Here is a 20,855-nt window from a genome sequence, read left to right as displayed (position 1 = left end):
TCAACCCAGACGAACTGCCCGATGGGTCCACGGTCTTCTGGGGGCAGGAAGAAGATGGCCACATCACTTGGCTGGGGACAGACCACCTCGCGGAGCGCGTAGCCCGCGAGTCTGGGCGGGGAGTCTCTCGCTATCTCAGCCCCGTAGCCCCCGTATGGGAGCGGTGGCGATGAACCACGTGATTGAGCTCCCGGACGATGACGGCACCGCATTCGATGCGGGCGACCTCGGCACCGCCTGGCTCCCATATTCGGAGCCACGCGCACAAGACCTCGAAGCCCTCGCCGTAGCCCTCATCCAACACGCCGCGACAATGCCGCAAGGCGCCCACACCACCATTTCGGCCGATGAAGTGCTGACCACAGCGCTACTCAACCTCTACTCAAAGGTCAAAATCATCCCGTGTGGGGAACTGCCCCGCACGTGGGGGCGCGAGGAGGAGCCGCGATGACGCCTAAACCCCGCGACCTGAATAAACCCCGCATATGGAAACCAGGGAAATGGAACTGGGCAGTCTCACACCCCTACTACTGCCAAGAACTCGACCAGCTGATGTACTCGATCGCAGTGTTCCGCACCTGGCATGAAGCCATGCAATACGTAAGAGAGTCGCTATGGCCGATGTACTCGCGCTAGCCAAATCACTACACCAACACTACGAGGACATTCAAGTACGCCGTAACTGGCCGTTCAACCGGCGCGCGTGGAATCAACTCCCACCCAACTGCCAAGCCGAGTTCATCGGCATCGTCAACGCAGTCCTCACCCACCAACCCACCTACAACGGCATACCCGTACCCGACTGGGTAAAAGACCACATCAAGGAACACAACACGAAAGAATGACACCGCAAAATGTCAACATTCAACATCCCTAGAGCACTCAAACGAAGCCCCAGACTAGCAAGAAGGCACTATTCACAAGGAGAAGTTCAAGTAGTCCAAAACGCTGACCGCATCGTCGCGGAATCAGTCACAGGGCGAAGCGCTGAAGCAATCCAAACAAAAGCAAACAGACTAGCCAAGGGGTTATCGAATGGTGAACACGAACGTGATGGAAGCCGAAAATACCTCGACCAAGAAGCGTCCCTAGCCACTGCCGACCGCCATAAGCAGCCGTGGGAGCAGTGGGAGATTGACTTCCTCATCAACGCCTACGACGAAGGATATAGCCCACTTGAGCAAGCCATTTTCCTCAAGAGGACGTATCGGGCGGTTGAGGATAAACGGAAGAAGATTTGGCGGGAAATCGATAGGAGCCGCGCAGCATGACCGCAGTCATGTGGGGAGAGCCAGGCGGAGAAATCCGCTGGCAACCACAACTCCCCAACGGAAAAAGACTCTGGGTTGACCGTGGCTACTCCGGAGACTTCAGGTTCGGCACCTACTGGGCCACCAAACCAAAAGGGCGACACGACACCCCAGCCCTCTACCGAATCCCTGTCCTCGCCAACATCCGAGCCTGGATAGGAAAACGCAGCCACAGAAAGGACTGGAAACAACTATGACCGACATCAAAGATCTTGAGCTTCGCATTAAAAGCGCCGAATCCACCCTCGAAATGTTGAGGGGTGAACTGGAAGAACTCAGACAGCAAGAGCAGCAGGAGCCGGAACAAGAGTCGCTGCTCGGCAGGTGGGCAACGCACCCGACATACGGGCGCGGCATCATCACCGACGTCGAACCAAGCGCAGACGGAGACGTGGAATTCGCATTCCCCGATGCCGGAGACTGCGAAACACGGACAAGCTCGATTCAAGTCACCCTTGATGAAATCGACCTTGACCCGGTGACCCTCAACGGCGAACAGGGATTCGGCAAAGCGCCGGTAGGAACCATTGTCGAGAACATCAAAACCCCGCAGGACGTTTACGTGAAAAGCGGAGCTGTCTGGTACATCACCGGCGACACCCTCGGAACCCTCTCCGAAGGAATGCCCGCCTGCCGCGTTATCCGATGGGGCAACGGGCAGTGAACGCGTGGCTACGCACACAATGGAGACCAGTAGAGTAGAAACCCCGTGCTAAAATAGAGGGGATAAACCACCGTCTAGCAGGGAAGATACAAGCAACATTGGAACAAATGCTCGCCGATAAATACCTGCAAGCACTCTCAACAATCCAGCGACTCGCCCCGCTGCTCGACCAACAGCTGGAACCAGCACGCGGGAACCACACCGACGCGTACAAAGCCCCGTCACTGCCGCGATCCAAACCCCCGCTGTCGATGACATGGCTAGACCTCAAACTCACCATCGAGGAGGTTCTGCGCACCACATGCAGACAAGTGTGGGCAGACCTCCCAGGAAAACGAGTCCCCCCGCCTTCACAGCTAGCCCCGATGTGCGCATGGCTGACAGAGCGCGCCGACCACCTGGCAGGGTGCATGTGGGCAGACAGTGAGGTGTGGTGGCACATGCAGAAAGGAGTAGAGGGCACCAGCGCTGCAGCCGAAACCATCAACCACGCACGCCTCCTCGAAGAAACACTCGACCCCGCGGTGAAGCACCCACCCGCAGGAACCGCACAACAAATGTGCCTCGCCACCGGCGTACCCGCAGACACCATCCGCAACTGGTGGCGCGCAGGCAAACTCCCCTCCATCAAGATCGGCAACCGCCGCATCTACAAAGCCACCGACATCCAACAGGTAGCATCGAAGCCATGACCCACCCCACACCCATGCCATGGCTGCCAGTCATCGACTGGTGCGGATACACCAAAGAGGAAACCAGGCAAGACGCACGACCCCGCGAATGTGATGAAAAGAATCAAAGCGATGCGCAGCGACAGCACAAGACCAACAGACAAAGAAATCACCGACTACCTAAATGACCTAGCCCAAGCCGCAGTAGACGAGACCATAAACAGCCCCCGCCCCATGTTCATCAGCGAACTGATAGACCTACTCACCCGAATCAAAGACTCACACGGAGACATGGGAATCTTCATCGAAGATGACCAGGACATCACCCCGCTAGGCGTCGCCACGCTCAATAAAGAAAACGGCAGAATGGCGCTGCACCTAAACTGGCAGTGAGTGTAGACGCTTACCATCTACAGGGTGTATACTGTTCGTAAGCATGAAATGAACCCCCACCCCATCCACCTTCTAGGATGAGGGCCCGGGGGTTATTTTTATGCCCACCAAAAAACACCCCCCACCCCCCCCTCGATGCCTAAGCAGCCCACGGGGGGGCACCCCAGGGGTCGCCAAGCCCCAGCCCCTGCGTGACCATGGTGCTCCCACCCGCACCCCAGCCACCACCGGCCGAGGGACAGGGCAGGGCACCACCGGCGCGCACGGGCACAGCATGGGGTGAAGTGACTGTCACTGCTGACGAAGCGACGCGAAGAACATTCAACGCTGCAAGCGACAGTGAACACAGCACAGCAGCATGAGTGTAACGGTGTACGAGCAGCGGAGCAGCTGCTGTGGAGCGGGCGAACAACAACGTCAAGCACGGCACGCACACACTGTGACGCTGGCACGCTGAGCGCAGCAACGACGAAGCGACGCGAAGAACATTCAACGCTGCAAGCGACAGCCAACACGACAAGGCGACGCAAGCACAACAGCGAAGCAACACGACAACGCAACGCGAAGAACATTCAGCATCAACAACACGATGCAACAAGGATGTGACTCAACAGGTGAGCAATCAGCAAGCCATAAACCAACCTTCACAAAGGCGAGCACACGCTGATCCATGAGGTTCGAGCCCTCACACATCCACCAACAAACTCCAAGGGAGCCCAGCCCATGCAATACCGCAAACTCACCAAAGCCCAACAAGGCCGCGGCTGGGCACACGACAAAACCCGCGCCCGACTCATCCACAACCACACCGACGGCGCACCCTGCTGGTGGTGTGGCAAGCCGATGTATCGAGACGCGAAACTCAATTGGGATCAGCGGCCTTTGCATGCAGACCATTCGCGAGCACTCGGCCAATACGGCGCACACAACAACCTCGCAGACAGACTCTTACACGCAACCTGCAACCAACAAAGAGGCGACGGCACCAGAGACAACCAACGCCCCACCAACAAACCCACCCCGCCCCCCTTCACCTGGTAACCCCACCCACTTATTAGACAGTAGTGACAACTACACAGTAAACCCCCACAAAATCTTAAGGACGTGGGGTTTCCGCGACCTCTCGCATCCCGCCTTCTCGCTTGTCTCTCTCTCGTGTTGTTTTCATCGATTTTTAATGTTCAAGGGGTTGAATATGTCGCTTGCTGATGAGGTTAAGGAACTGACTGGTGGTAGACCGGTGTCGGCGTTCGATCGTGTGGCTGTGGAGACGGTGGCAGCACTGTCGTATCGGCTGAAGGAAGCTCGTCTTGTCCTTGAGGAAGAGGGCTGTGTGGTTGATGGGCGTCCGCATCCGGCGACGGAGGTTGAGGCGCGGTGTTCTGCGGAGTTGCGTGGGTGGGTTCGGTCGCGTCCTGATTTGTTTGGTGAGCGGAAGAACAGTGGCCCGTCTGGGTTGAGGAAGTTTGAGCCGAAGATTGTGTGAGTTTAAAAGGCGGTGAGGTCGGTGGCTTTGCTTGGCGACCAGGAGCCTCGCTTGTCGAGTGTGCCGACGGGTGATGCGCGCCGTGGGGAAGAGGCTGTGCAGTTCGCTCGGTGGTGTGGCATGACGTTGTATCCGTGGCAGGAGGATTTTCTGCGGGATATGTGCCGTACTGACGCGTCGGGCAATTGGTCGGCGCGTGAGGTTGTTGGCGTTGTCGCACGTCAGAACGGGAAGGGCGAAGTAATTGTGGCCCGCGAGTTGGCGGGTATTTTCTTGTTTGGTGAGAAGACTCTTTTTCATACGGCGCATTTCATGGACACGGCGATTGATGCGCAGAAGCGCCTGTGGGAGGTCATTGAGGCTAACGATGAGCTCATGGCGTGGTGGGTCGGCGAGTATGAGGGGGTTCCTCGTAAGACCACGGGTAACGGCAAGGAGTCGATTGTCTTTCCGAATGGTGCGATCGTGTATTTCCGTACGCGTACGAAGAAGACGGGCCGTGGCTTGTCGGTGGATTTCCTTGTGTTGGATGAGTGTTTTGACTTGCCGCATGAGACGTATGCGGCGTTGTCGAAGTTGACGCGTGCTCGTGAGCGGGCGCAGACGTTGTTTATTTCGTCGCCGGTGAATCGTTTTGAGCATCTGCATGGTGCGGTGATGTCGGCGAAGCGTTGGGCCGGGATTGATGGTGAGCCGGGCGTGATGTTTAAGGAGTGGTCGCCGGCGGAGGATGATGACCCGTTTGCTCCGGAGACGTGGGCGCGGTGTAATCCGTCGTTGGTGGATTCTGGGTTTGGTGCGCAGTTGGCGGATATTGAGTCTGATGCTCGGACGGCGAAGAACAGTGAACTACTTCTTGAGCAGTTCATGGTGGAGACGTTGGCGCGGGGTAATTGGGTGCCGCGTGACGGTGAGGAAACACAGGAGTACGTGCTTGACCCGGAGGTGTGGGGCGGCAGGTTTGACCCGGCCCCGGTGCCTGCGGGCGATTCGTGCGTGGCGGTTGATGTTGACCCGGATGGGCAGCGTGTAGCGGTTGTGGCGGCGGTGAAGACGACGACGGGTTTTCATTTGATGTTGAATCCGTTGCTGCAGTTTGACCGGCCGGAGACTATCAGTGTGGTTGTGTCGGGGGTTGAGAAGAATGACCCGCTTGGTGTTCTTTTGGATCCGAAGGGGCCGTCGTCGACGCTTGTGCGTGGTTTGAATGATGCGGGCGTGGAGCCTACGGAGATGAGTCTTAAGTCTGTGACGGCGGCGTGTGAGTTGTTTCTGGCTCTGTTTGCGGAGGGGAAGATTACGCATGATGGGGACGCTCGGTTTGTGGAGGCGTTGAAGTCGGCTGTGTTCCGTACGGGGCATGGTGGGGGTCGTGCGTTGTCGAAGCAGTCGGGTTCGATTGAGCCGTTGGTGGCTGCGACTTTTGCTGTGTGGGGGTTGGTGGAGTTCGCGCCGCCGGAGCATGTGGATGTGAAGCGGAAGACCAGGTTTGTTGGGTCTGCGAAGCCTGTTGTGGCTAGGCAGCGGGTTAAGACAATGGCGTTCTAAAAGGGAGGTAATGCGCTGTGGCTAGTGATGAGCGACGTGAGATTGGTTATGCGTCGGCGGTTCGTAACCGCTACTTGACCGAGGAGAATAAGGATCTTCAGTTCCCGCAGTCTGCTCGCGTGTTTGCGAAGATGCTGCGTGAAGACACTCAGGTTAAGTCTGTGATTCGTGCGGTGACGTTGCCGATTCGTCGTGCTGGTTGGCGTCTTGACGCGAACGGGGCACCTGATGAGGTCGTGGCGCATGTCGCGGAGGATTTACGGCTGCAGGTTGTGGGGGAGTCTCCGACGAAGCCGATTGCGCCGCGTCGTGGCCGGGTTTCTTTCGAGAAGCACCTTGAGGACGCGTTGAAGTGCCTGGTGTATGGGTACATGTTCTTTGAGCAGGTCTATGAGCCGGGTGAGGACGGGAGGGAGCACTTGGTGAAGCTTGCTCCGCGTTGGCCGGGTACGATTTCGAAGATTAATGTCGCGCCGGACGGTGGGCTTGATTCGATTGAGCAGCGCGCTTACGAGACTGGGCGGTACAGCCTGAAGGCCACGAGGGTCAGTGTCGATGACCTGGTCGCTTACGTGTATGAGGATCAGTGCTCGGAGTGGACTGGGCAGTCGGTTCTTCGCCCCGCGTATAAGAACTGGGTCCTCAAAGATGAGCTTCTTCGCAAGGAGCTTACGACCCTTGATCGCAATGGTATGGGTGTGCCGGTGTATCACGGTTCGGAGTTGGCGATTGACCCGGACGCGGACCTGCAGTATGGGCAGGAGGTTGCGGAGCGTCTGCGTTCTGGCGAGTACGCCGGGGCTGCTATCCCGGCTGGCGCGCAGCTGGAGTTAAAGGGCGTGTCTGGTCAGCTTGTTTCGCCGCGTGAAGCGATTGCTTACCACGATTCGCAGATTGCGAAGGCGGTTCTGGCTCACTTCTTGAATCTTGAGGGCAAGGGCGGTTCCTACGCTTTGGCGCAGACGCAGTCTGATTTGTTTGTGCAGTCGTTGCAGACGATTGCGGAGTGGATCGCGGATGTGTTTACGCAGCACGTTATCGAGGATTTGGTGTTTGCGGCGTTCCCGGAGCATGACGGGTTGTGCCCTCGGCTGGTGTTTGACCCTATCGCGTCGAAGAAGGAACTGACGGCGCAGGATTTGGCGACGTTGGTTCGTGACGGGGTGATTTTGCCGGATAAGGATTTGGAGGAGCACGCGCGTCGCGTGTACTCGATGCCGCCGAAGCAGAAGCTTGAGGACGCGTTGGCGGGTAAGAAGTTCCGCCAGGGGCTTGAGGAGAAGTTTGGTGTGACGCTCACGCCTACTGCGGATTCTGAGCCGTCGGGCGAGCCTATGGCGAACTATGTGGTCCGTGACGCTGACGAGGTCTTGCGCGCGTGGATTAAAGAACGAACGAAACGAGGTGTTGTGCGTGACTGAGGTTCGTATTTTCGGCGAGATTGGCCGTGACGTGACCGCTAAGGCAGTCGCCGAGCAGCTAGACGGTGTCACCGGTGATGTGACCGTCCGGGTGAACAGTGGCGGCGGTGACGTGTACGAGGGCATTGCGATTATGAACCAGCTTCGCGCGTGCCCCGGCCATGTGACCGTTGTTATTGAGTCGCTGGCGGCGTCTGCCGCGTCGTTCATAGCGGTTGGCGGTGGCGACACTGTTATTTCACGGCCTAACGCTGAGGTCATGATTCATAAGGCGTGGACTATGAATGTTGGCAATGCTGACGATATGCAGCGCGCGATTGGTGACCTGCAGCGGCAGGACGTGAAGCTTGCCGGTATTTATGCGGCGAAGGCTGGCGGTGAGGTCGATGAGTGGCTTGACCGTATGAGCGCGGAGACATGGTACACGGCGGAGGAAGCACTGGAGTCCGGTCTGGTGGATGCGATTGAGGATGCGCGCCGCCCGGTTGAGCCGGTGGCCGCGTCGAGTATCCGCGCTAGGTACTCGTGCCGGGCTGAGGCCCCGCCGCCGAAGATGTTGGGCGGTCGGGAATCGCCTGGTGTTAATGAACCGATGCCCAGTGATGGGCGGAAGGAGGACGCTGTGGATAGCGTCAAGAATCTTGCCCAGGAACTGGGTGTTGAGCCGGATATGCTTCGTGAGAAGCTGTCCGGCCTTTTTAATGAAGCGGTTGAGGTCAACGCGCCAATTACGGTGACTTACCCGGATGAGGTGGAGGTGAACCCGACCGGCAAGGTCGTGGTTGAGCCAGACACCGAACTTCCGGAGGGGCTGACTGTTGAGCCGTCGATTGGTGAGGGCTTCACTGCGGAGGCTGATGAGTCTGGTGTGGTGACTGTCCGCGCCAGCGACTCGGTGGCTGTTGATGACACTGCCGAGCTGGTTATCACCTTCTCGTCTGGTGAGTCTGCGACCGTCGGTGTGACTGTTGTTGCTGTCGATAAGGACGATGAGGGCGACGCGGAGGGCGAGCCTGCGCCGGAGCCGACCGTTCCGTCTGAGGACAGCGCGGAGTTCGCAGAAGAGAACTACGTGACTATTCCTCGCGCCTACTTCGATGAACTCACTGCGCAGTCGAAGGCCGGGGAGGAAGCCCGCAAGGCGAACCTGAAGGCGGAGGCCGACGCGTGGGCCAGCAACCTTGTCCGTAAGGGCATTGCGCTCGCGTCGATGAAGGCCGCATGCGCCCAGGAATACCTCAATGACCCGGAACTCGCGGAAAAGCGTTGGGGTAGCCTGCCGCCGATCATTAACCGTAAGGAAAACGGCTACGGCGTTGACCCGGAGGCTGACGTTGAGCCGGGTGTCCGGTCTGCCGAGGAGCTTCGCGCTCTGTCTAAGTCCCGCATGTCGGGCAAGAAGTAACAATCACTGATTCCTAAAGGAGGAATTCATGTCGAACCCTACTTTTGTTCAGGGCCCGATTTCTTTCCCGGCTGCAACTGCGCTGGAGAAGTTCACTCTCGTGAAGGTCAACGCTGAGGGCAAGGTCGAGCCTGCTGGCGCTGAGGGTGCCGTGTTCGGCGCGGTCACCGAGAAGGCCGACCCGAACCTGACGACCCTGCCGACCAACATTGCGGTTCATTACGGTGTCGCCGCAGTGAAGTTGAAGGTCGCTGGCGGTGATGCCACCAAGATTAAGGCCGGTGCTGCGGTTTTCGCTGCTGCTAACGGTGAGGTCGCTGCTACTGGTTCTGTGAAGGTCGGTGTCGCTGTTGCCGCTGGCGAGGGTGACCGTGTCCTGACTGTTCTCAATGGTCTGCCTGCGTCTGCCTAGCCGGTAGCGCATTAACCTGAAAAGGAGATTGATTAATATGGCTGAGGTTCATAACTCTGCTTTTGATGTGCTTTCCGGCCTGACCGTCGAAGAGGCACTGTCTAACCCGCATTTCATGCCTGACCTCATTCTTGATGAGCTCAACGGCGCGGAGTTCCAGCGCGTCTTTTTCCGTGACGTGACCGTGAACTCCAACATCATTGGTTTCCGTGAGGCAACCCCGAACTTCCTGGAAGACGATGTTGCTAACGTCGCGGAGTACGGCGAGATTCCGGTTTCTGACCCGACCGCTGGCGAGCTGAAGACCGCTGCAATCGAGAAGCTCGGTATCGGTATCCGTGTTTCCTGGGAGCAGCGTAACGACAACGATATGGACGCTGTTCGCCGTGAGCTGGAAGCCCGCACGAACACGATTATTCGTGCTCAGGCTCGTGACGCGCTCAAGGCTCTGAATGCTGCGAAGATTCAGGAGCACCAGATCACGACTGCGTGGGATAAGCCGGACTCTGACCCGGCTGGTGACTTCTTGGATGCTTCCGAGGTTGTTCTCGGTGCTGAAGACGGCGACGGCCACTACTTCGGTTACACCCCGGATGTTCTGCTGATTCACCCAATGACACTGAACCTGCTGAAGCGTTCCCCGAAGGTTCAGGACATGTACATCGGTGACATGGCGCACGCTAACCCGCTGTTCAACGGCATCTCTGACGAGCCAATTATCTTCGGCAACGTTCAGATCGTGAAGTCGTTCTTTGTCCCGAAGGGTGAGGCGTACCTGGGGCAGCAGCAGGCTGCTGGTTTCATGGCGCAGCGTGAGCCGGAGTGGGTTTCCGAGTTCTACGAGGAGCGCGGTAACTCTGGTCGTGGTGGCGCTAACCAGTCTTGGCGTTCGGATTACACTCACCGCCGTGGTTTCGCGGTGGATGGGCCGAAGTCGATTGTGAAGCTGACGGGTCTGGTGACTGAGTAATGCGTAGGGTCACGTTGGCGAAGTCGATTCGCTTTCCTGGTGACCGTCTGCGTCTTGCCGGTGAGGTCGTTGAGGTTGATGATGGTGTGTTCGCGGAGTTTGTTGGCCGTGGAGTGTTTGTTACAGGCGCGCCGAAGCCGAGTAAGCCTGTGGAGCGCCAGCGTGAACCGGAGGTTAGCGCCGAGCCGGAGCCTGCGGGCGACGCGCCGCAACGCCCACGTAAAGCCGCGGCGCTGGATGCGTGGCGAGCCTACGCGACCGCGAAGGGCGTAGACCCAAAGGGCATGACGAAGGCGGAGCTTATCGCCGCCGTCGGTTAGGTGGTGAACGATGCTGATTGATGGTTTCGTAGCGAGGTTCCCCCGCGCGTTGAAGCCGGGGGAGCGTGAGCGCGCCGAACTACTACTCGCAGACGCGCGCGACATGATTGCCGCCGAGTTCGGTAGGGCTGGCATGAACCTCGATGAGGAGATTGCCCGGTCTGACTGGCTGGAAGCGGTCGTGTGCCGCGTCGCGTTCGAGATGGTGTCGGCGGTTCTGCTGGTCGGTGACCGTGCTGGTGTCCGCCAGTACTCGGTGACCGCCGGTGACATCACCGAGTCCGGCACGTACGCGGATGTGAATGGTAGTGCGTGGGGTGGGCTGGTGCTGACTGATAAGCACCGGTTCGACCTTGGCCTGGTGCAGCACGCTACGGCGCGTGGCCGGTTCCCTGGTGCCCCTGTGTGGCCGGAACGGAGGATTCGTCGTGTTCGACACCGCCGTTGAGATCGTCACACCGGGCACTAGGCCGGGGTATGGCCGCGATGAACTGGACTATGACAACCCGGCCGCGGTTGAGCCTGTGCCGTTCGGTGTGGAGGTTCAACCCGCAGGCAGGTTCGAGGATGACGCTGGCGGCCGGCGGGTGTTCGTGCAATCGGGTTTCCGGCTGATTTGCCCTCCGGGGCAGTTCCTGGACGTGTCGGCAACACAGCGTATCCGCGTGCCGGGTATCGGTGACTGCGACATCGTTGGTGACCGCGCCGACTGGTGGCACCGAACCCACGGGCACACGTCCCTACAGCTGGAGGTGGTCAATGGGTAGCCCGGAGATTGATATTGATTTCGATGAGATGTTCCGCGATGTCATGCAGCAGCCTGGTGTGAAGGGCGCGGTGCAGGGCAGGGCGGCGAAAATCGCTGCGGTTGCCCGCCGTGAGTTCGCGAAGGCGAAGGTTGACGCGAACGTGTCCATCAGCCAGGTGTATATCCCGTCTGGGCGTTTCGGTGTCAACGTCACAGCCCATGTGGCGGACGATGACCGGGTGAAGGCCATTGGGATTATGCGCCGGGCGGGAAGGAGCGTGCGCCGATGAACGACGCCGATATTCTCATGCAGGTTATCGAGTCTGTGCAGCAGGTTCTCGGTGACGATGTGTGGGTAGCCGACCGACTGCCGCCTGACCGTGAGTTAGCGAAGAACCTGCCGTGTGTGGTGATTGACTTGCTGCCCGGCGGGGAGGTCATGCCGTGGCAGGGCGAATTCGCTATCCAGCAGATGATTGCTCTCGACGTGGACGTGTTTGGCAGGTCGCGCCTGGAGGCGACACCGATTGGTGACACGGTTCGCGCCGCACTGCACCAACTGCCGTTCCAGGTCGAAAACAGTATCACCTCGGTGGATTGCCCGCGTATGGCGACACGTGAGGACATGAACCCTCATTTGAAGCGTATTGGTGTGGTCGCTGACCTCACTGTGACCGGGTAACGGTCGCACACTGACAAAGACTAGAAGACGTTTTCCAGCCACCCCCTCGGGGTGGCTTTTTTCATGCAGTTTTTAAGGAGAAACAGCAATGGCTGAACAGTCCACCCTTGAGGGCTTTAATGCCCGCCATGCCCGTGTCGGTATGACCGGCGCTGTCCGCGCCGCCGCACTGGGCACCAAGAAAGTCCCGCTGGGCGAGAAGTACGACTCCGAGATTCACAAGAACCTGGGCTACCTGTCCCCGGACGGCCTGGAAATTTCCTTCGATGAGGACAAGCAGGAGTACATCCCGTGGCAGGAGGTCAACCCGATTCGCGTTGACGTCACCAAGGCCGTTAAGGGCATCAAGATGACTCTGTGGGAGTCCTCGGTTGAGAACCTCGCGAAGTTCCTGGGCGTCACCGAAGATGAACTCATCAACGAGGGCGGCGTCACCGAGTTCTACGAGGGCAACCTGCCGGACTTCCCGCACGAGTTCCTGTCCCTCGACGTCATCGACAAGGGCAAGGCCATGCGCCTGACCCTGTTCGACGCGCAGATCACCGAGCGCGGTTCCCTGGTGTTTAAGAAGGACGACATGGTCGGCCTGGAAATCACCTACAACACCTACCCGGCTTCTGAGGCTGACTACGGTTCTACTGAGCCGGAGGCGGTTGGTAAGACCGCGAACTGGCAGTTCAATTCCGAGTGGGCTTCTGGTGGCCGTGCTGCTACCGGTGAGTCCACCGACGGCGTGAACACCCTGAAGGTGTCGTCCGGTGCTACTTTGCCGGAGCTGACTAAGGGCGAGGCGTACACCGCTACCGTTACCGCTTCTGGTGGCACGGAGCCGTATGAGTTCTCGGCTACTGGTCTGCCGTCTGGCCTGTCGATTGATAAGGCCTCCGGCAAGATTTCCGGCACTGTTGCGACCGTTTCCGGTTCCAGCATTTCGGCGAAGGTGACCGTGACGGACTCGAAGAACCTGTCTGCGTCGCAGCAGGTGACTATCCCGGTCGCGGGCTAACCGCAGGCGCTGGGTGCGTAAGCGGGGTGGGGTGCGGGTTGTTTTGCGGCAGACCCGGCCCGCGCCCCTTTCTTCTTTTTTCCCGCGTAAATGGGTCTGCCGCCACAAGCTTCTTTTTCTTTTACTTTTTGGAGGTCTGCCATGACTAACATCAACCTGGACGAACTGCTGAAGCAGCGCGAGGAAGCCACTGGAGCCGAAAAGGGCATGGTCCCATTCGACTACCAGGGCAAGACGTTCACGTTCCGCGACCCAATCCTGCTGGACGATGACGCCCTCGATGAGCTCTCTGACCTGGAGGACGGCCCGGATATTGCCGAGTTCTACATGGGTGCCGAGCAGTACGACGCTTTCCTTGAGGTTGGTGGCACATCAAACTTGTTCTTCATGGTGTTCACCCAGTACATGAACGAGTCCCGCGATGAGGTTGGGGGAAACCCTACTCGTGGCAATCGCTCCTCGCGTCGGGCAGCGCGTCGCCGGAAGCGCTAGAAGCCGCGTTCGAGCGGTTCTACGGGTGGGACCCGATAGCGGCGTATTTCCGGCGCGAGATAACGCTGCGGAAACTCCGGGTCCTACTCGAAGGGTTGCCGGACGCTGGCCCGCATACCCGCCACCTCACTGACGGTAGGGAGTGGGGCGCGACACTCGACATGCTGTGGGCAATCATGTGGGAGAACATGCGCGGCTCTGTGATTGCGGCACGCGCGGCGGGGGATAAGAAGGCTGAGCTGCCTTCGGAGAATAGGCCACGTTTCCCGTGGTCGGAGACAGATAACAAATCGAAGTTCGGTGATTTCGGGGACGCTACTCCTGAGCAGGTGGCGGATTACCTGGATTCGCTATAGGCACTGGAGGTCAAGATCATGGCTGGTGGCGTTTGGGTTCCCGTTAATGCGCAGATGAAGGGCTTTGTCGCCACTGTCATGAAGGAGGCCTCCGGCGCTGCGAAGAAGTCCGGTAAGGCTTTTGAGGATGAGTTTGCTAAGAGTGGGCAGAAGGCAGGCGCGTCGCTTGCGAAGAAGGTAGAAGCCGCGACTAACACCCTGTCTCGTGCCCGCTCTCAGGAGGCTCAGGCCGCGAAGGAGCTAGCGGTTGCTGAGAAAGAGCTTGAGAACCTGCGGTCGAGGGGTAATGCGTCCGCGTCGCAGATGATTGCCGCTGAGAATAAGGTGGCGACTGCGAAGGCGAAGAATGAAGACGCTTCTATGCGTGTTGCCCGCTCGGAAAAGGACTTGGAGGCTGCTCGTAGCGGGCAGTCGACGACCTCTAATGCGGTGAAGCGTGCTGAGGATAATCTTTCGCAGGCGCGTATTGCGTCTACTGATGCTGCTGGTAAGGTGCGTGCGGCTGAGGCTGCTGTTGGTGAGGCGCGTGATAAGGCGAAGGCTGGTGCTGCTGGTGTGGCGCAGGCTGAGCAGAAGGTGATTGATACTCGTGACCGTTATGGTGCTGGGACGAAGGAGACGGCGCGGGCTGAGCGTGAGCTGGAGAAGGCGAAAAAGGACGCTGATAAGGCGAATCTTGCGGTGACGAAGGCTGAGGGTGACCTCGGTAAGGCCAGGGTGAACCTTGAGAATGCAACGGATCAGCTGGCCGCGAAGGAACTGCGGCATAAGCAGTCGTTGAAGGACGTTGACGAGGCTCAGAAGAACGCCGGGAAGTCGGCCAAGGGACTTGGCGATGGTATGGGCATTCTTGATGGGAAGCTGGGGGCGGTGGCGAAGTCCGTCGGTGCTGCTATCGCCGGTTTCGCTGGCTTCTCGGCTATCAAGAATATGGCGTTTGACTTGGGGCAGCAGTTCTCTGAGATGGATCGCACTATCCGCGCTGGCACGGGCGCGTCGGGTGCCGCGTTTGATGAATTGGCGGAGTCGGCGCGTCGGGTGGCGACTGAGCTTCCGGCGGCTGATGGTGACATTAAGGCGATTGGGTCTACGCTCGCGGACCTTAATACTCGGCTCGGCGTGTCTGGCCCTGAGCTAGAGACGCTGACGAAGCAGTTCACGGCGCTGGATACGTTGGGGTTTGAGGCCGATATTAACGCTGCGTCGCAGGCGCTGAATGGCTTCGGTATCGAGGCGAAGGACATGCCTGCTGCGATGGACGACCTTTTCCGGGTGTCGCAGGCGACGGGCGTGTCGATGGATGACCTGGTGAACTCTGTCACCAAGGGCGGGCCACAGTTGCGTGAGTTCGGGTTTAGTTTGCAGGACGCAGCGGCGTTGACTGGTCTGCTGGATAAGGCTGGCCTGGATGCGAATAAGACTATCGCGGGTATGGGCAGGTCGATGGTGGAGTTCGCTAAGCAGGGCAAGGACGCGCCGGAAGCCTTGAAGGAGACGACTAAGGCGGTTGGCGACCTGCTGGCTAAGGGCGATGAGGCCGCGGCGATTGATATGGCCGCGAAGCTTTTCGGCACTAGGGGCGCTGGCCAGTTTGTGGATGCGGTGAAGACCGGCGCTTTCAGCGTCGATGACCTGAACTCTGCTATCGGTGCGACGGGTGACACGATCCTGGGTGTGGAGGAGCAGACTCGCACTTTCAAAGATCAGTGGAATCTTTTTAAGCAGCAGGCGGGTGTTGCGCTGGAGCCTTTGGGTAAGGCTTTGATGAGTGTTTTGGTTCCTGCTGTTGAGGCTGCGGCTGGTAAGGCTAAGGTTTTTTCGGAAAAGATGCAGGGTATGGGTCAGTGGGTTAAGGATAATTCCGCGTGGCTTGGCCCGTTGGTTGCTGGGTTGGGGGCGTTGGCGGGGCAGTTTGTTGTTCTTGGTGGGGCGATGAAGTTCATCACTGCCGCTAAGGCAGCTGGTGGAATCATGGCTATGGCCAAAGCAACGAAGCTGTGGACAGGCGTTCAGACCGCGTTTAACCTGGTCATGGCCGCTAACCCGATTGTCCTTATCGGTGCCGCGATTGCGGCGGCCGGTGTCGCCCTGTGGGCATTCTTCACCAAGACCGAAAAGGGCCGTGAAATCTGGGGCAAGTTCACCGATTTCATGAAAACAGCGTGGGGCGCAACCACCCGGTTCTTCAAGGACGCCTACAGCGCCTACATCGAGCCGGTTTTCGACTGGATTGGCGAAAAGTGGGAGGGGCTAAAGTCCATGTTCTCCGCCGGTTTCGGCGAGAACTCCAACCTCGGCGGCATGTTCACCACCTTGAAGGACGCTGTCGGCGTGGCGGTGGATTGGATTGGGCAGAAGTGGGCTGAACTCGGCCCCGCCATGAGCCAGATTTACGACACGTGGATTCGCCCAGTCATTGACTTCTTCAAGGCCGGTATCGACATGCTGGCTACCGCTGTCTCGTGGTGGGTGAACAACATCACGAAGCCTGCGCTTGACCTTCTGGGGCAGGCGTTCCAGATTGTGTGGAGCACGTTCATCAAGCCGGTTATCGATGGCTTTAAAACTGGTATTGACCTGCTCGGGCAGGTACTCCAAATCATCGTCAACGGCGTGATTGTCCCCGCCTGGGAGTTTATGGGCGACGTGTTCCGGTCGGTGTGGGACAACATCGTCAATCCGGTGTGGGAGCTGATGAAGAACCTGGTCGGAGTGTTGGCGGACGTGCTGACCGGCAACTTCGACAACATCAAGAACCGGTTCTCTGACATGGGGCAGAACATCCACGACATTGTCATGGGTGTGATTAAGTCCGCGATGGACTTTTTCCGTGGCCTGGTGGAGATGGTCGGCAATGCGTGGCAGGCGTTTAAGGACATCGTCCAAACGGTTGTTGATGTGGTCAAGCAGAAGATTCAGGAGATGGTTGACCGCCTATCTCAGTTCCCAGGGCAGGTTCAGTCCCTGTTTTCACAGGCGGGGCAGTGGCTTGTCTCCGCTGGCCGGAACATCATTAACGGCCTGTGGAACGGCATGAAGTCCGCCTGGTCGAGTGTAAAGAACTGGCTTTCTAGCAACCTGTCGTTTAGCGCTATCGGCTCGCTGGTAGGTTTGCGCTCCGGCGGTATCGTCGTCAACGCTGGGGGCGGAATTATGCGCGCCTATATCGACGGCGGCATTGACCAGCTGGAGCAGTATGCTAACGGTGGCCGTCGCGGTGAGCGTCATGTGGCGCAGATTGCCCCGGCTGGTTCGTGGCGTGTGTGGGCTGAGCCGGAGACCGGCGGTGAGGCTTATATTCCGCTGGCTCGGTCGAAGCGTGGTCGTTCCACGGCGATTCTTGATGAAGTCGCTGGCCGTTTCGGGTATCAGCTGGTTAATGAGCGCACTGGCAGGCCGTATGACGGCAACTACTCTGGGAATTTGGGGCCGCAGCACGTAACTCAGTTCGCTGAGGGTGGCGTGGTCACCGGCGACGATTTACGGAGGTTCGCAGAGGGCGAGGGAGCGTCCCAGCCGCTGGAGGGCGCGCCGTATGTGTGGGGCGGCTCTAACTGGGGTGACTGCTCCGGCACAGCCAGCGCGTTTGCCGCTAAGGCTGTCGGTATTGACCCGTTCCCCCGTAAGTTCGCTACTGCGTCGGAGGCGTCGTGGCTTTCGTCGCACGGCTTCCAGCGTGGGCATGGTGGCCCCGGCGACCTGCGTATCGGGTTCCGTAATGGTGGCCCCGCTGGTGGCCACACCTCCGGTACGTTGCCGGACGGCACCAACTTCGAAATGGGTGGCGCGCGAGGCAACGGCCAATTGGGCGGTGGCGCCGCTGGTGCAGATGACTCGTACTACAACGAGTTCTTCTATATCAGTGTTGCCCCGGCATTTGAGGACGTTGAGCTGGATGATTTGGGTGACCTGTCGCCGGATGAGCAGATGGCGGCGTATGCGCAGAACCCAGACGCGGTGAACTCCTACTACGCGGAGCAGGCGGAGCCGTATGTGGCTGACTCGATGAGCACGGTTCCGGATACTATGCCGGATACCACTACTGCTAGTGAGCCGCAGGCGTTCGGCGGTGAAACCACTATCTCTGGTGCCGCCGGTTCGGTGGTGCAGGAGTTGGTGACCGGCCAGGTCGGTGACGCGCTGGCGGTATTCGGCGTGCCGGACACTATTCCGTCGTGGCTGATTGGGGCGCAGAAACTCGCATCGAAGTTCTGGAACGGCCCCGATAAGAAGTACGGGCAGGGCGATAATCCGGGTACGTCGACGGCGGAGCAGCACGCTATCGAAAACCACGACGCGGCTGTGACGTCGATGACCCCGACGGAGCTTGCGGCCGACCCGCAGTTGTCTCAGATCCCTGAGAGCGAGCGGGACGTTATCGTGCAGCCGGAGGTCCCGGAGTGGGGGCCAGGGTTCTTCGCGTACGAGATTTCCCGTGCGGCGATTGACTCCGGCTTTAATCCCTCGGGTGACGCTGCGGACGCGGCCCAGATTGGTCTGATGACGGCGCTGGTTGAGTCTGGTGACCCGATGCAGATGTACGCCAACAACAGCGTGCCGGAGTCGCTGAACTACCGGCACGACGCGGTTGGCAGTGATTACGATTCGGTTGGTTTGTTCCAACAGCGCGATAACGGCGCATGGGGCACCGTGGCGCAGCGCATGGATCCGTACGAGTCGGCAAAAATGTTCTACCGCGAACTCTCGAAGTTCGATTGGCAGAGCATGGAGCCGGGCGACGCGGCGCAGAAGGTTCAGCGCTCGGCGTTCCCTGACCGGTATGCGGCGAAGATGGACAGGGCGGGGCAGCTGTACGGCGACACTGGGCTGTTCACCTACAACCAGGAGACCGGGCGGAATGATGTGAAGGGCACGGTTACGCGCCCAGAGCAGATTGAAGCCGGTGTCTACGACAACGGCGGTGTCCTCAAGCACGGCGCTGCAGCGTTTAACTTCTCGAAGAAGCCGGAAGCGATTCTGACTAACGAGCAGTGGGAACAGCTGCAGGGCATGGCCGATAGCGCCATGAACAGCGACCTTGCGAAGGAACTCACCACCGCCATCAATGGTGGTACCGGCGAGGATGGGCAGAAGCATGGCGGCATCCTGAAGGACATTCAGGGTGTGACGATGGGCAACATCCGCCAGCAGCTGCCGAACCTGGCGCGCCAGATAGTGTCCGGAACCGTGCGTACCGGCGGCACGCTGGCGCTGACCGGCGCGAAGGCCGGTGTCGGCCTGGCCGGCGCTGGGCTGGATGCCGGGATTGGTGCTGCGACGGGCGCCGCGTCGAGTATGGCCGCTGGTGTAGGCGGTTCGCTTGGCGCGCTGACCGGGTTCAGCTCTGCCGGTGACGCGCTATCCACTGTTGGTACTGCGGCGATTGACATGGTTGGCCAGCCCGTCGTGGACATGGCGGCGTGGTACACCGGCGAGGTCGCAGCCGGGTGGACGGACGCGTTCCTGCAGTACGGCGAGCAGCTGTTCGGCAGTGTTGAGGCTCCGTTCCAGGACATCCTCGGCCCCGTGTCGAGCGCTGTAAATCAGGTGTCCTCGAAGGTGAATGAAATGCCGATTGGTGGTGGCACCGTTGGCGCGTCGGAGTCGCAGGGCGAGCGGCAGTCCGGTTCGCTGCGTGGCCCCACGACGGTTATCAATGTGCATTCGGTGGCTGAGGCGTTGGAGATGCAGCGTCATGCGGAGCGCCGTGAGTTGGCCGGTTTCGGCCTAGGTAGGTAGGAGGATAATTCTTGTCTGTTTATGGTCGGCATAAAATCACGGTCAACGTCATTGGCGTCAACGGCATGAAGTTCTGTATCTCCGGCGACAAAGCCGGGGACATGGGCATCTGGCTGATGGATGAGCACGTTGGCCTGTTGGATACGCCGGTGGAGACGATTTGGTCTTCGTCGGCGGCGCAGGTTGGTGCGACGTTCAACGCGCTGCGGTTTCAGGCGCGTGAGGTCACGCTGCCGGTGGTTATCCTCGACTCGCCAACGCGGCCGTGGCAGCGGGCGGACTCGCTGTGGCGTAAAGCGTGGTCGTACACGGAGGACGCGCAGATTGAGATCATTTCCTCATCTGGTAGGCGTGTGCTGTCGTGTCGTTTGTCTGCCACCCCGGAGGTGGAGCTGGGTAAGGGCGGCCAGTTTAAGGGTTCGGCGCGGATGTTGATGCATCTGAAGGCCGGTGACCCGATGTGGTACGACGAGGACGTTACCGATGTGTGGCGTTTCGACGGTATCCGCTGGAATGGAAATGTCACTGTGACGAATCCAACCGACCAGCCGATGTGGCTTCGGTGGACGCTCACCGGGCCCGCTTCGATGATTCTGCCGGACTTTTCGTGGGAGACCCGCGAGGGGTATCCGGGTTTCGAGCACCAGCGCCGCCTTATCACCCTGCCGTTCCAGCCGTACGGTGTCGACGTGGCGGTGGATACCGACCCGGAGGTGGAGCAGATTGTGTCGCTGCAGCTCCCGGCGTGGGGCGCGAAGATGAACGGCCAGTTTTTCTGCTACCCGGTGCCGCCGTGGACACCGCCGACGGAGTTGCCGGTGTTTGTGAACCCGCTGCCGTGGACTAACGACGTGTGGCGGGCTCTGCAGATTCCGTTTGCTATCCCGACTGAGGCGTTGGCGAAAACGGCAGAAATCCTCACCCGGATTATGACTCCGCTGGATATTGGTGAGCCGGGCATGCTCGGTATCGACCAGTTGGCGGAGTTCGTGGACCAGGCTTTGCAGGAAATGTTCCAGTTTTTCCGCGACAAGGACAGGGACGGTGACGGGCGCACCGACGCGTACGCGTGGGTTCAGGAAGCGTCGAAGGCGCTGACGAAGAACACTATCGGCCAGCTGTTCGAGAAGTCTGTGGGTTACACGGCGGGGCAGGTGTTTACGTTGCCGGGCGCTGCGGTGCAGGTTCGGCAGGTGCGCCGCTGGTCGCGCCCGTACGGTTTGGAGTGATGC

The 20,855-nt window shown here is 59.4% G+C and carries 21 protein-coding genes; all 21 read left to right on the top strand.

All coding sequences use genetic code 11. The features are described from left to right. Positions 1-169 precede the first annotated feature (169 nt). Complete coding sequence (locus CRD13_RS03375; RefSeq protein WP_187401272.1) at positions 170-451, top strand: hypothetical protein; 282 nt, start codon at positions 170-172, stop codon at positions 449-451. Between the two features lie 163 nt (positions 452-614). Further along, entirely contained in the window at positions 615-845 is a 231-nt protein-coding gene (locus CRD13_RS03370; protein ID WP_187401271.1) for a hypothetical protein, read from the top strand. 658 nt (positions 846-1,503) lie between these two features. Continuing rightward, positions 1,504-1,974: a hypothetical protein gene (locus CRD13_RS03365; RefSeq protein WP_187401270.1), complete on the top strand. Its 471-nt coding sequence runs from the start codon at positions 1,504-1,506 to the stop codon at positions 1,972-1,974. Between the two features lie 440 nt (positions 1,975-2,414). Continuing rightward, on the top strand, positions 2,415-2,666 hold the full coding sequence (locus CRD13_RS03360; RefSeq protein ID WP_187401269.1) for a helix-turn-helix domain-containing protein: 252 nt from the start codon (positions 2,415-2,417) through the stop codon (positions 2,664-2,666). A gap of 111 nt (positions 2,667-2,777) precedes the next feature. Further along, entirely contained in the window at positions 2,778-3,038 is a 261-nt protein-coding gene (locus tag CRD13_RS03355; protein ID WP_187401268.1) for a hypothetical protein, read from the top strand. Positions 3,039-4,233: 1,195 nt separating this feature from the next. After that, complete coding sequence (locus CRD13_RS03350) at positions 4,234-4,524, top strand: hypothetical protein (RefSeq protein WP_070545900.1); 291 nt, start codon at positions 4,234-4,236, stop codon at positions 4,522-4,524. 21 nt (positions 4,525-4,545) lie between these two features. Further along, on the top strand, positions 4,546-6,072 hold the full coding sequence (locus tag CRD13_RS03345) for a hypothetical protein (protein WP_370549555.1): 1,527 nt from the start codon (positions 4,546-4,548) through the stop codon (positions 6,070-6,072). A gap of 17 nt (positions 6,073-6,089) precedes the next feature. Further along, a complete protein-coding gene (locus tag CRD13_RS03340) occupies positions 6,090-7,493 on the top strand; it encodes a hypothetical protein (RefSeq protein ID WP_187401266.1) in 1,404 nt (467 codons plus the stop codon). After that, positions 7,486-8,898 carry a head maturation protease, ClpP-related gene (locus CRD13_RS03335; protein WP_187401265.1) on the top strand — a complete coding sequence of 471 codons (1,413 nt, stop codon included), beginning with the start codon at positions 7,486-7,488 and terminating at the stop codon, positions 8,896-8,898. The genes CRD13_RS03340 and CRD13_RS03335 overlap by 8 nt, the downstream gene beginning before the upstream one ends. A gap of 28 nt (positions 8,899-8,926) precedes the next feature. Continuing rightward, positions 8,927-9,310, top strand: coding sequence for a hypothetical protein (locus tag CRD13_RS03330; RefSeq protein WP_187401264.1), 384 nt, complete (start codon positions 8,927-8,929; stop codon positions 9,308-9,310). A 37-nt stretch (positions 9,311-9,347) separates the two neighbouring features. Then, positions 9,348-10,280, top strand: coding sequence for a hypothetical protein (locus tag CRD13_RS03325; RefSeq protein WP_187401263.1), 933 nt, complete (start codon positions 9,348-9,350; stop codon positions 10,278-10,280). Beyond that, positions 10,280-10,600, top strand: coding sequence for a hypothetical protein (locus CRD13_RS03320; RefSeq protein WP_187401262.1), 321 nt, complete (start codon positions 10,280-10,282; stop codon positions 10,598-10,600). Before CRD13_RS03325 ends, CRD13_RS03320 begins: the two co-directional genes overlap by 1 nt. 10 nt (positions 10,601-10,610) lie before the next feature. Next, positions 10,611-11,048 carry a Gp19/Gp15/Gp42 family protein gene (locus tag CRD13_RS03315; protein WP_187401261.1) on the top strand — a complete coding sequence of 146 codons (438 nt, stop codon included), beginning with the start codon at positions 10,611-10,613 and terminating at the stop codon, positions 11,046-11,048. Beyond that, on the top strand, positions 11,029-11,367 hold the full coding sequence (locus CRD13_RS03310) for a hypothetical protein (RefSeq protein ID WP_187401260.1): 339 nt from the start codon (positions 11,029-11,031) through the stop codon (positions 11,365-11,367). Before CRD13_RS03315 ends, CRD13_RS03310 begins: the two co-directional genes overlap by 20 nt. Continuing rightward, positions 11,360-11,638, top strand: coding sequence for a hypothetical protein (locus CRD13_RS03305; protein WP_187401259.1), 279 nt, complete (start codon positions 11,360-11,362; stop codon positions 11,636-11,638). Before CRD13_RS03310 ends, CRD13_RS03305 begins: the two co-directional genes overlap by 8 nt. After that, entirely contained in the window at positions 11,635-12,030 is a 396-nt protein-coding gene (locus tag CRD13_RS03300) for a hypothetical protein (RefSeq protein ID WP_187401258.1), read from the top strand. Before CRD13_RS03305 ends, CRD13_RS03300 begins: the two co-directional genes overlap by 4 nt. An 88-nt stretch (positions 12,031-12,118) precedes the next feature. After that, positions 12,119-13,036 carry an Ig domain-containing protein gene (locus tag CRD13_RS03295; RefSeq protein WP_187401257.1) on the top strand — a complete coding sequence of 306 codons (918 nt, stop codon included), beginning with the start codon at positions 12,119-12,121 and terminating at the stop codon, positions 13,034-13,036. Between the two features lie 141 nt (positions 13,037-13,177). Further along, positions 13,178-13,528: a hypothetical protein gene (locus tag CRD13_RS03290; protein WP_187401256.1), complete on the top strand. Its 351-nt coding sequence runs from the start codon at positions 13,178-13,180 to the stop codon at positions 13,526-13,528. Between the two features lie 161 nt (positions 13,529-13,689). Continuing rightward, on the top strand, positions 13,690-13,884 hold the full coding sequence (locus CRD13_RS03285; protein ID WP_232250850.1) for a hypothetical protein: 195 nt from the start codon (positions 13,690-13,692) through the stop codon (positions 13,882-13,884). Positions 13,885-13,902: 18 nt separating this feature from the next. After that, on the top strand, positions 13,903-19,623 hold the full coding sequence (locus CRD13_RS03280; protein WP_187401255.1) for a phage tail tape measure protein: 5,721 nt from the start codon (positions 13,903-13,905) through the stop codon (positions 19,621-19,623). A gap of 11 nt (positions 19,624-19,634) precedes the next feature. Further along, positions 19,635-20,852, top strand: a complete 1,218-nt coding sequence (locus CRD13_RS03275; protein WP_187401254.1) for a hypothetical protein — start codon at positions 19,635-19,637, stop codon at positions 20,850-20,852. The last annotated feature ends 3 nt before the right edge of the window (positions 20,853-20,855 follow it).

It is taken from the genome of Corynebacterium sp. LK26 (assembly GCF_014335085.1).
Lineage (GTDB): Bacteria > Actinomycetota > Actinomycetes > Mycobacteriales > Mycobacteriaceae > Corynebacterium > Corynebacterium jeikeium_D.
Note: the sequence above shows the minus strand (reverse complement) of the source record. Positions and strands in the feature narration are given on the sequence as shown.

Bases quoted from the DNA above. Each gene is read 5' to 3' on its own strand.
- CRD13_RS03375 (WP_187401272.1), top strand. From the start codon at position 170: ATGAACCACGTGATTGAGCTCCCGGACGATGACGGCACCGCATTCGAT.
- CRD13_RS03370 (WP_187401271.1), top strand. From the start codon at position 615: ATGGCCGATGTACTCGCGCTAGCCAAATCACTACACCAACACTACGAG.
- CRD13_RS03365 (WP_187401270.1), top strand. From the start codon at position 1,504: ATGACCGACATCAAAGATCTTGAGCTTCGCATTAAAAGCGCCGAATCC.
- CRD13_RS03360 (WP_187401269.1), top strand. From the start codon at position 2,415: ATGCAGAAAGGAGTAGAGGGCACCAGCGCTGCAGCCGAAACCATCAAC.
- CRD13_RS03355 (WP_187401268.1), top strand. From the start codon at position 2,778: ATGCGCAGCGACAGCACAAGACCAACAGACAAAGAAATCACCGACTAC.
- CRD13_RS03350 (WP_070545900.1), top strand. From the start codon at position 4,234: ATGTCGCTTGCTGATGAGGTTAAGGAACTGACTGGTGGTAGACCGGTG.
- CRD13_RS03330 (WP_187401264.1), top strand. From the start codon at position 8,927: ATGTCGAACCCTACTTTTGTTCAGGGCCCGATTTCTTTCCCGGCTGCA.
- CRD13_RS03325 (WP_187401263.1), top strand. From the start codon at position 9,348: ATGGCTGAGGTTCATAACTCTGCTTTTGATGTGCTTTCCGGCCTGACC.
- CRD13_RS03320 (WP_187401262.1), top strand. From the start codon at position 10,280: ATGCGTAGGGTCACGTTGGCGAAGTCGATTCGCTTTCCTGGTGACCGT.
- CRD13_RS03315 (WP_187401261.1), top strand. From the start codon at position 10,611: ATGCTGATTGATGGTTTCGTAGCGAGGTTCCCCCGCGCGTTGAAGCCG.
- CRD13_RS03305 (WP_187401259.1), top strand. From the start codon at position 11,360: ATGGGTAGCCCGGAGATTGATATTGATTTCGATGAGATGTTCCGCGAT.
- CRD13_RS03300 (WP_187401258.1), top strand. From the start codon at position 11,635: ATGAACGACGCCGATATTCTCATGCAGGTTATCGAGTCTGTGCAGCAG.
- CRD13_RS03295 (WP_187401257.1), top strand. From the start codon at position 12,119: ATGGCTGAACAGTCCACCCTTGAGGGCTTTAATGCCCGCCATGCCCGT.
- CRD13_RS03290 (WP_187401256.1), top strand. From the start codon at position 13,178: ATGACTAACATCAACCTGGACGAACTGCTGAAGCAGCGCGAGGAAGCC.
- CRD13_RS03285 (WP_232250850.1), top strand. From the start codon at position 13,690: ATGCTGTGGGCAATCATGTGGGAGAACATGCGCGGCTCTGTGATTGCG.
- CRD13_RS03280 (WP_187401255.1), top strand. From the start codon at position 13,903: ATGGCTGGTGGCGTTTGGGTTCCCGTTAATGCGCAGATGAAGGGCTTT.